Origin of the sequence: Rhizobium gallicum bv. gallicum R602sp (genome assembly GCF_000816845.1) — a bacterium.
Taxonomy (GTDB): Bacteria; Pseudomonadota; Alphaproteobacteria; order Rhizobiales; family Rhizobiaceae; genus Rhizobium; species Rhizobium gallicum.
The window spans coordinates 3,316,938-3,330,219 of the sequence record NZ_CP006877.1 but is presented as its reverse complement, the minus strand read 5'-3'; the positions used below and the strand labels follow the sequence as shown (position 1 = coordinate 3,330,219).

Genomic DNA, 13,282 nt, shown 5'->3' with positions numbered 1-13,282 from the left:
GACGCCGAAGACATTGTTGGAGACCCGCGGTTCTGCCTCGATCCTCGGGTGATCAAATGAATGCACAAAGCGGCTCATCACGAATCTGGCGTATGCTTTGCAAGATTGCCCAATCCATAAGACACGCCTTCTTCGCTTGCGCCGGCTGTGTCCGGAACAACGTTCACCTGAACGGTGTTAAGACTAAGACAGTGCGGAAGGTGTGCGGTGAACAATTTCGATGTCGACGTGCCTCACCACTCGCCTTTGTGCATCAGGAAATGCCATGACAGAGCTTGAATACCAGCCGAAGTATCGATGGCGGATGACTTGGCCGGCGGAACACGATCAAGACTACAGCGGTTGGGACGGCAACATCCAGTTTGGACGAATTTTCTACGAGTGCGTGGGAATGATGACTGGCCGATGGTGTTGGGCCGGCGGTTATGATCCGCGCATCAAGATGATCGTCAGGCCACGCTGGGGTTGGAGCGAGACGGCCGGCAGGGCAACGCAGAAGGTAGAAGAGCACTACGAGGCGTGCCTTCGTTTAAATGGCTTGTCGTCGTGAACAAGATCCTCGCCCGTTCTGGCTCTGCCACCCGCGCGCAGGATCTCGTCACCAGGCTAAGCGGCCCAATAGCGGCACATGCGCTTTACCACCTCTCGCTTGCGCGCAGGCTTTAGAGCTTTTCGCCGGATGACGTCCTGAAACATCTCCCGATCCAGCGTCAGATCCGCGACGATTTTTTCAATCTCGTCCTCGAGCTGCTTCAGCTTCTTCATCTCCGGTGGCAGCATGTCGGCATATTTCTTCCAGTTAAAATAGGTCGCCTGGCTGATCCCCGCTTTTCGGCAGATCTCGGCAACCGACATGCCTTCATCACCCTGGCGTTTGAAAACTGGGATGCCTTCATCGTCTTATGCTCGAAGAGCCTTCAAAGGCGAGTCGACGAACGCTACTTGCCCAGCACATAAATCACAGCGTCGTCCTCTTCATCCCGCAGACCTTTGTAGGAGGCATGCCTCAGCTTCCCATCGTGCGTCCACGCGCGATACTCGATCTCGGCAATCAGCGTCGGCCGCACCCAGACCAGCCCCTTGCGCCTTCCGTCATATGTGACCGCCGGTTTCGTGACCTTCAGCCGATCGAGCTTTTCGCGCAGCTCCTGCGCCGCACGTTCGTTGAAGCCGGTCCCGACATTGCCGACGTACACCAGGCCGTTACCCTTGCGCGCTGCCAGCAGCAACGAGCCAATGCCGGCCCGCGCGACGGTGGAAAGCTCATAGCCAACGATCACGAAGCTGTCGCTCTCCAGGCACTTGATTTTTACCCAGTCGCCGAGACGGCCGGAGCGGTACTCGCTACGGCGATCCTTCGCGATGATGCCTTCGAGCCCATGCTCGCAGGCAAGCTCCAGCAGCCTGTCGCCGTCCGCCTCGAACTCCTCCGACAGCCGAATGACGCCCGCCCGATCGATGATTAGCCCTTCGAGCAGATGGCGTCGCGAAGATAGCTCCAGTTGCCGCAGATCATGCCCGTCGAAATAGAGCAGATCGAACGCCACGAAGAGCGCTTCGCCGGAAGTCCGCTTGCCGCCCCGGCCGCCGAGCGATTGCTGCAGCAGCCCGAAATCGGACCGGCCACGCTCATCCACCACGATTGCCTCGCCATCGAGGATCGCCGTCGCCACGCCGAGCTGCCTGGCGGCCCGCTCGATGGCGGGGAAACGATGCGTCCAGTCATGGCCGCCGCGCGTGATGATGCGCACGCGCTGAGGTTCGATATGCACTGCCAGGCGATACCCGTCCCATTTGATTTCGTAAACCCACTGTTCGCCCCTCGGCGGCTTCGGCTTAAGAAGCGCCAGGCACGGCTCGATGCGGTCCGGCATAGGATCGAAGGGAAGGTTCGGCTGCGCTGGATCGCGTGGCTTGCGAGGCCGGGATCGAACCGGCTTATCGGATGCGAGCAGCGGCTTTGAGGCTGGAGACTTGGCCATCTGATGATTACATCAGGGAATGCTTAAAAAGAAAATGAAATTCGCGGTAATGACGACGTAAGAATATTAGCCGAAATACAAATGGCCGGGAGACATGCGGTCGCCCGACCCTCACTTAGAGGCAAGGTCACTTGGGAACTTTTCCTTCCCCTGCCGGTTTATTGCGATCACGCGTTTCATCTTCCCACCAGTCGCTGAAGCTGCGTGACCTGCAGTGCTGTGGGGATGATCCCTTAAGTACTGAGCCAGTGGCTTGGGCTCGCTTTGCCCTCTCTTAGACGAGCCCTTGCCACGATGTGTTCTCGTGAAGGCCGCCCTCTTCCGTCGGGCTTTTCTCTGGGAATTCTTAGGAGTTTAGGGAACCGAGCATGAGCAGAGGCTATTTCGCTACCGAAGATATTGAGATCTGCAGGAGAGTCTTCGATGATATCTGCGCAACCGGACACATAACGAGCGATTATGACCGCGTCGAACTCGCAAGCCAGATCATTTATTTCTATCAGCACGGCGTCACAATCGAAGATAGTTTGCAAGAGCTAGTCGTGAGCATGACCGAGAGGCAGAGGCCGACGTGAATATGCTCATACGCCCGCAGTATTGTGCCAGACGCGACGCGGATGGCAGGTGGTCGATTGTCGATACGCAGACGCACAGGGTCGCTGTCATTGCTGAAACTCTGCCGCTAAGACGTCTTGATGAATCGACCGCTACGGCGATTATCGACGCCCTGAGGGCGAGCCGTTCGGCTTCCGGAGAACCCGGCGCCTCCGCCGAAGGCACGAGGGGCCTAAGCCGTTTTAGCTAGTTTGCTCTCTTTTGATCGCCTGTCATTGTGCTGGCAGAAGCAGTGCGTGCTCATAAGCGTGTGGCTCGCTCTCCTTTCGAGACATGATATTCGGAACCAGGTAGGCCGGACTAATTAATCTGCTTCGCCGCTCGAACTGTTAGACCAGGGCGGTTGAAACCGTTCTGGCGATGTCCAGTTCATCATCAAAATCTGCTGGGTGACTAGGTCATGAAGTATCGGATTGAGGCAGAGGGCAACGCCAAATACCGTGTTGTCGACAGTGACACCGATGAGACAGCCACCTGGAAGAGCCATCTCCAGACCGGCTTGTCGCGTCCTATGGCCGAAGCGCTTTCAGGTTATCTGAATGCGCTCCACCGTTACGATGAAGCCTATGGCGGGCACTTCGGAAGGTCAGAAGACTAGCCCGTCGCGCCACTATGGCCACAGCCCCGCGACCTTCCACCGAAGACGGGTTTACTGCAGATAGATGAAGCGTTCCGCGCGATCGAAGTCTGCCAGAGTGGCCGAATCGCAGCTTTTGAGGTGTTTCGAATTCCGCGCCGGCTTGTGATCTGGAATTCCAGGGTGGCCATGAGCTGCGGGTAGTGCCGCTGCAAAAAATCCGGAAGAGAGGTTTACCACCTCGCCGTTGCGATCACCTCGCCACGCGGCCCCCGGTTCGCCTGAAAAACACGTCGTCCATGGCCACGAAGGCTCGGCGTAGACGACATGCCGCACGGCCGCAATCATCTTAACCAGCACGGCGCGGGCGATCGTTTGCCGCCGATGCACGCCGCCGGAGGGGCCCTTCGGTGGAAAGGAGAGGCTTTGAACGAGGAGACTTGGCCATGGACGCAGCTTTGAGCCTTAGTTCTGCATCTTGAAGATGCGAGCTATGAAGCGTACTTTCCGACGTCGCCCGCTCTAGGGCGCTGCTCATCAAATCTTGAGCCCCGTCCCCTTGCGGGGCTTCTTTTCCCAGTGCGTCATCACACGCATCGCGTGACAGGACGCGCAGCAACATAACTCGTACTACCCCAGGGAAGTCATAGAGCCACTGGCCACTTGCTGCTTAGGAGCATGACCGGCGAGGTCTTCGGCTTTCTCAGCGTGTCGATATCGCCGTTGCCTTCGATTTCGACGCCTCTCGGGCTGATAAAACGTGGGACCTCACCGAGCCATGCTCCTAAACTCCATTGCCTTTATTAGAATTCAGTAAATGGCGCCGAGAAATAATTCTTCCAGTCCCTTTCGCCATCGAAACTTCACGGCGTCAAGGATCGGAACAAACGCTTTTGCGCCCGGCGGCTGCCAGAATACCGATCAAGGTATGGGCAAATGAGCGACTATGCGGTCAAGAGTGACCTGGAACTGACCGCGACAGATATCGAGCTCATCCCTTCGCCGTCCAAGAGGCATGCGAATGCGACACAACGCGTCCGGGGAAAGCGAAAAGTGTTACCAATGTGTCCGGTACAAAACTTCACCTATCGCTCAGGTCGGGCACTCCAATCTGTAGCCACGCTGATCCTCAATGCTTGGAACCAAGCCGGCGGTATCTTCGTTTTCCTTTTGGCGTTCAAAGAGAGGAAATCCCCAATGCAGGTCGTTGGAACACAGGTTACCCCCATTGGCGGCGGGAAGGCCGGCTTTACGGTCGAATTCGTCGGCGACGGCGGCGAGGTCGTTTCCGTGCAGTTGAAGAACGACGCTGAACGCTCGCTCAATCGGCAAAATGCCATAGAAAAGGCAAAGGAGCTGATGGGCCAGATCGCATCTTCCACGGCCCCGGAGGGTGAAACGATGAGCGTCAGGCTGAGCGCGCGAGCCTCCCATGATCGATTGACCCTGGAGGAGCAGCTTGACGAGGGGCTCGAGGATACGTTTCCGGCCAGCGATCCAGTGTCGGTGACCGGGACGACCATCAAGCACTAAGGGCAAGCACTAAGGGCAAGCACAAAAGGGAATGTCCCGACAGTCCAGAATCCCGGCGATCATCGCTTGATCGCAGAGTGCTGTGTGCGTTCCGTCCGACAGAGCTAAAGAAAGGCGAGCAGTTTGACGGCTGCTCGCCTTTTTCGCCTATGTCATCAGCAACGGAATGCTGACAACCAGGGCGACGAGAATAACGGCGGTCGCGATCCGCAACAGACGCACACGCCGTGTACGCTCCCCACTCCAATCATAGGTCATGGCCGGTCTCCTCGCGGCAAGGACTTAGCGCCCGGTAAACCGGGTTCAATAGCTATGACGCAACTTGCTTGCCTAAGGCTGATCTAATTTATTCGTTGAAAAATTAGCGACATAGCGGCTTCAGTCGCCGAAGCGAAGCGCCCAGCGGCGGCCGTTATGGGTCATGCGGAGGATGGATAACGGTTCGATATCCGCGAGCCAGAACGAGGAAAGCGGCGCCTGAAGCACGTTCAGGATCGCAGCGCGGATGAGCGCGGCGTGACTGACGGCGATGACGTGGCCGCCGAGTATCGATTGCGTTTCCATCGATTGGGCTGCCCGCCCTGCAAGCTGCCTGATATTTTCGCCGCCATGCGGGGCAGATTCCGGATCGCTCATCCAGGCGAGCAGATTTTCAGGCTCCTGCATTTGCAGATCGGCGATCGCCACCCCACCCCACCTGCCGTAATCGCAATCGGCAAGCAGCGGATCGGGAAGAGAGCCGAGCGAGAGCGCTTCTGCAGTCTGGCGCGCGCGCAGCGCCGGACTGGTCAGGACGCGATCGGCGCGCTGCAGCCGGCCGGCAATTGCCCGCGTCTCAGCGACGGCGCTTTCTTCAAGCGGTTCATCGAGTGGAAAGCGACCGTTGCGACCAGCGCTTGTCGGGCCGTGGCAGATCCAGGTGAGCCGGGTATGCACGTTCCTTCAATCTCCGGAATTGCGATGGGGAGCGAGATCAAGTCTCGTTGACAGTTCTCCGCGCGCAGATATAACGATCATGTTGCGGGTTTGGAAGCCGGTGAAAATCCGGCGCGGTCGCGCCACTGTGACCAGGATGCGAAAGCAGGCTGGAAGTCAGACCCTACCGTACAACGCTCTTTCGACTGAACGCGTCTTCCAGGAGGAAAACATGTCTGACACCGCTCTTCAGCCCATCGCAGCACCTGCGCCGATCCCGGTAGGAGAAATCCTGCCCTGGGCGATCTTCGGGGGCTTGCTGATGATCATCGCCATCTATTTCGTCGGCACGGAAGAGGGTGCCATGGCGCTGTTTTCCGGCGGCTACGTCCACGAATTCGTGCATGACGGCCGCCACCTTCTCGGCTTTCCCTGCCACTAAAGGGACGACAGACATGGTTGGAAATCTTTTGCTCCGGGGCATGCTCGCGGGGGGAATTGCTGGCATCCTGGTGTTTGCCTTTGCCTATACATTCGGTGAGCCGCTGGTCGATCAGGCGATTGCCTTCGAACAAGCCGCTGCCCAGGCCGCAGGCGAAACCGCTGAACCGGAACTCGTCAGTCGCGCCACACAGGCCGGCCTCGGCCTCTTCACCGGCGTCATGACCTATGCGATTGCGGTTGGCGGCCTCTTTGCTCTTGCCTTCGCCTTCGTTCATGGGCGTTTCAGCCGGCTCGGCGCTCGCGGCACGGCCGCAGTGATCGCGCTCGCCGCCTTTGTTGCGATCGTTCTCGTTCCGGCGATCAAGTACCCTGCCAACCCGCCTGCGGTCGGCAATCCCGATACGATTGGCGTGCGCACCGAGGTGTTCTTCCTCATGATCGTCGTTTCCGTCGCCTCGCTGATTGCCGCAGTGGCGCTGGCGCGCAATCTCTCTGCGCGCTTCGGCATTTGGAATGCGGCGATTTTCGCGGGTGCCGCCTATCTCGTCTTCGTGGGCCTGGTTCAGTACCTGCTGCCGCCAATCAACGAGGTGCCGGAAAATTATTCCGCCATGGTGCTCTGGCGTTTTCGCACGGCCTCGCTCGGCATGCATTTCATTTTGTGGGCGGCGCTTGGGATTGTCTTCGGAGCGCTGGCGGAAAAGCGGCTGCGTCCGGCATTCCGGTAATCCGGGCCTGGTGCATTGCCTCGTCGTGGCTCGTCAAAAGAGAACTCCTCATTCCCGTGTGTCACAGGGATGAGGGAAAGCCTGGAAATGTTGCAGCGATCTCATTATCGAAATTGCGCAAAGCCAGGGCTGGCGACACTTGGTCTGGCAGCACTTCTTTTTTCCGCCGCCGGAAACGCCTCAGCGCACAGCAGCAGTTCCGCTGGCAGCCATGCCGGCATCCCCATCCCCGAAATTTCGCATGGCGAGATGGCGGTCATCGCCGGCTATCGGAACCGGATCATCGATCTCGCCTCGCAGGCGACCGATACGAACGAGCCGTTCAGGCGCGTGCTGAACTACGCGCAGATCCAGTATTCCTACTGCTTCTGGGGGCGGATGCCCGGCAGCGTCACCGATGAGCGGAGCCCGTTCAACGAATGCGCCCATGCTTATCTGGCGGCCGCCAAGGCCGTGCTGATCGCCATGCGCGCCATGCCGCAGGAAGCGGAGGCCGCATCGGCGATCATTGCGGATGCCGATGCCGAGATGGTGCGGCGCGGGCTTTCGCTGATCACCTGCCGCTACAGCGGCGAGGCGTTCAACACGGCGGATATCGTGCGCCCGCGCTGGAGCGAAATTCCAATGCACGCGGCAAGCATGGCGTCGCTATCGGCGCTTGTGAGCATTCTCTTCGGCGTGTACTTAGCGGCCAAGCGCCTGCTTCGCGGTCAGTCGTCCGTATAACGCTGCTCGCGCCATGGGTCGCCGTACATGTGGTAGCCGTTCTTTTCCCAGAAGCCGGCCTCGTCGGCCGGGATGAGGTCGATGCGGCGAAGCCACTTGGCGCTTTTCCAGAAGTAGAGATGCGGCACGACCAAGCGCATGGGGCCGCCGTGATCGCGCGTCAGCGGCAGGCCTTCCCATGATGTCGCGAGAATCGCATCCTCGGCCGCGAAATCGGAAAGCGGCAGGTTGGTCGTATAGCCGTCATAGCTCGTCAGCATGACGTAATTGGCTTCCGGCTTCGGCATTACGAGATCGAGAAGATCGCGTGTCGAAACGCCTTTCCATTTGTTGTCATAGCGCGACCACGTGGTGACGCAGTGAATGTCGCTGACCTTGGTGCGCTGCTCCTGCGCCTGAAAGGCCGTCCAGGTGAGGTCCAGCGGTGTCTCGACGAGCCCACGCACTTCCAGACGCCATGTGTCCAGCGAGATGACCGGCTGCTGGCCGAGATCGAGGACGGGCCAGTTCTTGACGAGATGCTGGCCGGGGGGCAGGCGCTCGGTTTGCGGACGGCTGATGCGACCTGTCAGGAACTTGCCTTCGGCGGCCCAGCGGCGCTTCGAAGTGGTGAGTTTGCTGTCGGCGGGGGGGTGCTCGTCGCTCATGCGGGGTGTCCTCATCGCGTTGGCGCAATTGGACATCCGGACCCAGGGTGAGTCAAGGCAAGGCGCCTCTTGGAAATCCGTTATCCGGTCATTAGACTTGGAGCGTCGGGTATGCCTCCCAAGAGAGGAGGCAGGAAGGGGAGGAGGCGGACCTGTCGTCCAGATACAGGCTGATAGCCGCACTGTTTTCGGTGCCGTTCGTCGTCTTCGCGTTCTTCTATTATGGCGGGGCGGTGGCAACACGCGCCTATATGGGCGAGGCGTCATCGCAGGCGGGGACTGCGCTGCGGCTCGCGGTTTCCGCACTCAGTGGCCACCTGAGCCGCTATGAGGCGCTTCCGGCGCTGATTGCCGATCACGACAACATCAAGGAACTGGTCAGCCGCCCGCAGGACCAGGCGCTGCGCGATGCGGCGAATCTCTATCTCAAGGAAATCAACGGACTTCTAAAATCCTCCGATATCTATGTGATCAAGCCGGATGGCGAGACGATTGCGGCAAGCAATTTCGACCTTCCGGGCAGCTTCGTCGGCGAGAATTTCAGTTATCGCCCCTATTTCCAGGATGCCGTTGCCGGGCGCCAGTCCCGGTTCTACGCGCTAGGAACCACCTCGCTGAAACGCGGATATTATTTTGCCTCGCCGATCTATGCAGGCGAGGAAATCCGCGGCGTCATCGTCTTCAAGGTCGATATCGACATGATCGAGGCATCGTGGAGCGGCGGGGAATACCGCATCTTCGTATCGGATCCCGAGGGCATCATATTCATGTCGGGCAAGCCGGATTGGCTCTATAACGGCATTTTGCCCCTGACCGCAGACCGCATCGCGCGTACCGGGGCGTCCCGCCGCTACGCGAATGCGAGGCTGACCGCGCTGCCGATCACGCGCAGCCATTTCGACGAGCATGAGTTGATGTCGCTTGTCGAAGAAGGTGTTCAAAAGGAATATCTGGTGCTCTCGCACTATATGCTGGCCGAGGATTGGACCGTGAACGTGCTGATGGACACCGGTTCCATTCGCACGCAGGCGCGCACCGCGCTTGGCGCCGTCTTCCTCATTCTCTGCATCGCCGGGCTGGCGATCGCGATTCTCCGGCAGCGGCGGATGCGGCTCAACGAGCGCATGCATCTGCAGGCCGAAGCGCGCAACGAACTGGAGCGGCGCGTCGAGGAGCGCACGGCCGACCTTGCCCGCGTCAACAGCCGCATAGAAGAGGAGATCGCCGAGCGGCGGCTGACCGAACAACAGCTTCGCCAGACGCAGGCCGATCTCATACAGGCAGGCAAGCTTGCCGGCCTCGGCCAGATGTCGGCGGCACTGTCCCACGAGTTCAACCAGCCGCTTGCCGCCGCAAAGACCTATACCGACAGCGCGGCCGTGCTCCTGGACCGCGGGCGGACTGCAGAAGCGCAGGACAATATCCAGCGCATCGGCGGGCTTATCGACCGCATGGCATCCATCAGCAAGCATCTGCGCAACTTCGCGCGCAAGCCGAACGAGAAGCTCGGCCCGGTGCCGCTCGACGAGGCGATCCGCGATACGCTGGAGATCATCGCCTGGCGGCTGAAGGCGGCGGATGCCGACCTGCGGGTCGATCTTGGCATCCGCCCACCCGTCGTCCGCGCCGGTTCCGTTCGCTTGCAGCAGGTGCTGGTCAACGTGATTTCGAACGCCGCCGATGCGGTCGAAGGGATCGAGGACCGGCGGATTGAGGTGACGGCCCTCGAAGAAAAGGGCAAGGTGGTGCTGACGGTCCGTGATCATGGACCCGGCGTACCGGCGGCGATTGCCGAGCGCATCTTCGATCCCTTTTTCACGACCAAGGGCGTCGGCAAGGGACTGGGGCTCGGGCTTTCGATCTCCTACAACATCATCAAGGATTTCGGCGGCAGCCTGGCGGCCTCCAATCATCCGGAGGGAGGCGCCGTGTTCCGCATCGATCTGCAATCGGCGGCGGGCATGATGCCGGAGGCGGCCGAGTGAGCGAACAGAAGATCCTGCTGGTTGACGATGAGGAAGAGCTGCGCCGGTCGACGGCGCAGGCGCTGGAGCTTTCGGGTTTCAACGTCGAAACGTTTTCCCATGCCGACCATGTGCTGGAGCTGATCGGCTATAGCTTCGCCGGGGTCGTCGTCAGCGATATCCGAATGCCGGGCACCGACGGCATGACTTTGATGCAGAAGATCCGCGAGATCGATGCGGAAGTGCCTGTCATCCTCGTTACGGGCCATGGCGACGTGCAACTGGCAGTGAAGGCAATGCGCGAAGGCGCCTATGATTTCATCGAAAAGCCGTTCACGCCGCAAATGCTCGCCGGAGTGATAAGGCGAGCCATGGAACGCCGTAGCCTCGTGCTGGAAAACCGGCTGCTCAAGGCCGTCGCCGGAAAGCGCGACGATATCGAGGCGCGTTTGCCGGGCCGCACGCAGGTGATGGTGGAATTACGCTACCGCATCCGGGCAATCGGGGCGAGCGACGCAGACACGCTGATCGTTGGCGAGACCGGCGCAGGCAAGGAGGTCGTTGCCCGGGCGCTGCATGACATCAGTGCCCGTGCGAGCCGGCCGTTCATCGCGATCAACTGCGCGGCGCTGCCTGCGAACCTCATCGAGAGCGAACTCTTCGGCCATGAGGCAGGCGCTTTTCCCGGTGCGGTGCGGCCGCGTTACGGCAAGTTCGAGCACGGGCGCGGCGGCACGATCCTGCTCGATGAAATCGGATCGATGCCGTTTGACCTCCAGGCAAAGTTTCTTCGAGTGCTGCAGGAGCGGGTCATTTCCCGCCTCGGCTCGAACGAGGTCGTGCCGCTCGACGTGCGCTTTATTGCGACCAGCAAGGTCGATCTCGAAGCCGAAGTCGCTGCGGGACGTTTCCGCGCCGATCTCCTCTACAGGCTAAATGTCGTAACACTGCACGTACCGGCGTTGGCGCAGCGGCGGCCGGATGTCCCGCTGCTGTTCCTCCAGCTCGTCCGCGAGGCAGCGGCACGCTACGGCCGCGACGAGATGGCAGTGCCACCCGAGGTGATTTCCGACATCGCCCAGCGGGATTGGCCCGGCAACGTGCGCGAATTGCGCAATGCAGCGGACCGCTTCGTGCTCGGCCTCGACGGCGAGCGGCACCTGGGAGAGGTGAGCGGCCTTGCCGATCGGGTTGCCGAGTTCGAGCGCAGCGTGATCGCGAGCGCCCTTGTTGCACATGGCGGCAGCCTCAAACCGGTCTACGAGTCGCTGCAGATTTCCCGCAAGACGTTGTACGAAAAGATGCAGAAATACGGCCTCGACAAGAAACTGCTCGTTTCCGAGTAGAGCGATGGGTGGATTTCCACACATCGCTAAACCCGTTTGTGTCCGAATCGACCCATGCTGCGCTGCACCCATGCGGAATTTGGGCAAACGGCGGAGCGGGGCTGATTGCCGTAGCCGGTTCGGAGCGTGCTAATGGCCCTATCTCCATTGGCGCGTGGGAAGCGTCGGTGGTATTTTGTTTTCATCAGGGAGGAAAAAGATGAAAATCCTGAAGGCCATGCTTGGCATGACGGCGGCAGTTGCCGTTTCGCTTCTCGCAAACGGCGCATCCGCGCAGACCTATCCAGAGCGCACCATCACAATGGTCGTTCCTTTCTCGGCCGGCGGCCCGACCGATACGGTTGCCCGCCTCGTTGCCGAATCCATGTCGAAGGACCTCGGCCAGCAAATCGTCGTCGAAAATGTCGGCGGTGCGGGCGGCACGCTCGGTGCGGGACGGGTGGCTTCAGCCAGCCCGGATGGCTACACCATCTTGCTGCACCACATCGGCATGGCCACCAGCGCCACGCTTTACCGCAAACTCGCCTATGACACGCTCGGCGCCTTCGAATATGTCGGTCTTGTCACCGAAGTCCCGATGACGATCGTTGCCCGCAAGGATTTCGAACCGGCCGACCTCAAAAGCCTTATTGAATATGTGAAGGCCAACAAGGACAGCGTGACGGTCGCGAACGCCGGCATCGGCGCAGCCTCGCATCTTTGCGGCATGATGTTCATGAGCGCTATCCAGACGCCGTTGACGACCGTGCCCTACAAGGGCACCGGCCCGGCGATGACCGATCTTCTCGGCGGCCAGGTCGACGTCATGTGCGACCAGACGACCAACACGACGAAGCAGATCAAGGGCGGCACGATCAAGGCTTACGCCGTGACCTCTCCGAAGCGCCTCGACGTCATGAAGGATGTCCCGACGGCGGTCGAAGCCGGTCTGCCCGGTTTTGAAGTCGGCATCTGGCACGGGATCTACACGCCGAAGGGCACTCCGGCAGAGGTCAACGAGCGCCTGTCGAAGTCGCTGCAAGTTGCGCTGAAGGACCAGAACGTTGCGGCTCGCTTTGCAGAACTGGGCACCGCGCCATCGCCGGAGGCCGACGCTACGCCTGCTGCGCTGAAGGCGAAGCTTGAAAGCGAAATCGCCCGCTGGAAGCCGGTGATCGACGCTGCCGGCGAATATGCGGATTGAGGTGTAGTGCCTTTGGCCCCTCACCCTAACCCTCTCCCCACTGGGGGGAGGGAATTCTGGCATCATCTCCCCGGTGGGGAGAAGGTGGCGGCAGCCGGATGAGGAAAAAACCACTTGCGCTGAGGGAACCATCTCCAACCCACGGAGACACCATGAAATCGGTTAGTTTCGATACCACCAATGTGATCTGCGGGGCGCTGCTTGTCGCGACCGGCGCATTTTTCGCCATCCAATCCTACAGTCTCGACCTGGGGACCACGCTTCGCATGGGGCCGGGCTACTTCCCGCTGCTTCTTTCAGCGGTGCTGATCATTCTCGGCGCGGTCGTCTTTGTCCAAGCGATCCGCGTGCAGGGCGAGCCGATGGGGCCGCTTGCCTGGCGTGGCATGCTGTTCATCCTGCCTGCGCCGATCTTTTTCGGGCTGACGGTTCGGGGGCTGGGATTTGTGCCTTCGATCTTCCTGACCGCTTTCATTGCATGCTTCGCCTCGCATCGGATGACGGTGCTCCATGCGATTTTGCTCTCGGTTCTGCTGACGGCCTTTTCCGTTGGCGTGTTCAGCTACGGTCTCGGATTGCCGTTCGAGCGTTTTGGCCCCTGGGTCCGGTTCTAGGAGGCCGC

At 60.2% G+C, this 13,282-nt stretch carries 13 protein-coding genes and 1 pseudogene; 10 read left to right on the top strand and 4 right to left on the bottom strand.

The window, feature by feature from the left end; all coding sequences use genetic code 11:
* Positions 1 to 265: 265 nt before the first annotated feature.
* Positions 266 to 550 (top strand): hypothetical protein, encoded by a 285-nt coding sequence (locus RGR602_RS16355; RefSeq protein WP_039845966.1) that lies wholly within the window; start codon positions 266 to 268, stop codon positions 548 to 550.
* 62 nt (positions 551 to 612) lie between these two features.
* Here RGR602_RS16355 and RGR602_RS16350 read toward each other — a convergent pair.
* Positions 613 to 888: pseudogene (locus RGR602_RS16350) on the bottom strand (transposase); the annotation flags it as partial.
* Between the two features lie 50 nt (positions 889 to 938).
* Complete coding sequence (gene ligD, locus RGR602_RS16345; RefSeq protein WP_039845965.1) at positions 939 to 1,982, bottom strand: non-homologous end-joining DNA ligase; 1,044 nt, start codon at positions 1,980 to 1,982, stop codon at positions 939 to 941.
* 1,015 nt (positions 1,983 to 2,997) lie between these two features.
* Between ligD and RGR602_RS16335 the strand changes: the two genes are divergently transcribed.
* Both RGR602_RS16335 and RGR602_RS16325 read left to right on the top strand, forming a co-directional pair.
* Positions 2,998 to 3,195 carry a hypothetical protein gene (locus tag RGR602_RS16335; protein WP_039845963.1) on the top strand — a complete coding sequence of 66 codons (198 nt, stop codon included), beginning with the start codon at positions 2,998 to 3,000 and terminating at the stop codon, positions 3,193 to 3,195.
* Positions 3,196 to 4,371: 1,176 nt separating this feature from the next.
* Complete coding sequence (locus RGR602_RS16325) at positions 4,372 to 4,707, top strand: hypothetical protein (protein WP_039846960.1); 336 nt, start codon at positions 4,372 to 4,374, stop codon at positions 4,705 to 4,707.
* Between the two features lie 378 nt (positions 4,708 to 5,085).
* Here RGR602_RS16325 and RGR602_RS16320 read toward each other — a convergent pair whose 3' ends face one another.
* A complete protein-coding gene (locus RGR602_RS16320; RefSeq protein ID WP_039845962.1) occupies positions 5,086 to 5,643 on the bottom strand; it encodes a histidine phosphatase family protein in 558 nt (185 codons plus the stop codon).
* Positions 5,644 to 5,854: 211 nt separating this feature from the next.
* Between RGR602_RS16320 and RGR602_RS16315 the strand changes: the two genes are divergently transcribed.
* The 3 genes from RGR602_RS16315 (at position 5,855) to RGR602_RS16305 (ending at position 7,520) form a co-directional block, all read left to right on the top strand.
* Positions 5,855 to 6,064 (top strand): CbtB domain-containing protein, encoded by a 210-nt coding sequence (locus RGR602_RS16315; RefSeq protein WP_039846959.1) that lies wholly within the window; start codon positions 5,855 to 5,857, stop codon positions 6,062 to 6,064.
* Positions 6,065 to 6,077: 13 nt separating this feature from the next.
* Positions 6,078 to 6,794 carry a CbtA family protein gene (locus tag RGR602_RS16310; RefSeq protein ID WP_039845961.1) on the top strand — a complete coding sequence of 239 codons (717 nt, stop codon included), beginning with the start codon at positions 6,078 to 6,080 and terminating at the stop codon, positions 6,792 to 6,794.
* Positions 6,795 to 6,881: 87 nt separating this feature from the next.
* Positions 6,882 to 7,520, top strand: coding sequence for a hypothetical protein (locus RGR602_RS16305; RefSeq protein WP_039845960.1), 639 nt, complete (start codon positions 6,882 to 6,884; stop codon positions 7,518 to 7,520).
* Here RGR602_RS16305 and RGR602_RS16300 read toward each other — a convergent pair.
* Positions 7,505 to 8,167, bottom strand: a complete 663-nt coding sequence (locus RGR602_RS16300; protein WP_039845959.1) for a sulfite oxidase-like oxidoreductase — start codon at positions 8,165 to 8,167, stop codon at positions 7,505 to 7,507. The genes RGR602_RS16305 and RGR602_RS16300 overlap by 16 nt on opposite strands.
* A 191-nt stretch (positions 8,168 to 8,358) precedes the next feature.
* Between RGR602_RS16300 and RGR602_RS16295 the strand changes: the two genes are divergently transcribed.
* The 4 genes from RGR602_RS16295 to RGR602_RS16280 all read left to right on the top strand — a co-directional run bounded on the left by RGR602_RS16295 (position 8,359) and on the right by RGR602_RS16280 (position 13,274).
* Positions 8,359 to 10,152 carry a sensor histidine kinase gene (locus RGR602_RS16295; protein WP_039845958.1) on the top strand — a complete coding sequence of 598 codons (1,794 nt, stop codon included), beginning with the start codon at positions 8,359 to 8,361 and terminating at the stop codon, positions 10,150 to 10,152.
* Positions 10,149 to 11,477, top strand: coding sequence for a sigma-54-dependent transcriptional regulator (locus tag RGR602_RS16290; RefSeq protein ID WP_039845957.1), 1,329 nt, complete (start codon positions 10,149 to 10,151; stop codon positions 11,475 to 11,477). Before RGR602_RS16295 ends, RGR602_RS16290 begins: the two co-directional genes overlap by 4 nt.
* A 199-nt stretch (positions 11,478 to 11,676) precedes the next feature.
* Complete coding sequence (locus RGR602_RS16285; RefSeq protein ID WP_039845956.1) at positions 11,677 to 12,660, top strand: tripartite tricarboxylate transporter substrate-binding protein; 984 nt, start codon at positions 11,677 to 11,679, stop codon at positions 12,658 to 12,660.
* A 152-nt stretch (positions 12,661 to 12,812) separates the two neighbouring features.
* Positions 12,813 to 13,274, top strand: coding sequence for a tripartite tricarboxylate transporter TctB family protein (locus tag RGR602_RS16280; RefSeq protein WP_022715709.1), 462 nt, complete (start codon positions 12,813 to 12,815; stop codon positions 13,272 to 13,274).
* The last annotated feature ends 8 nt before the right edge of the window (positions 13,275 to 13,282 follow it).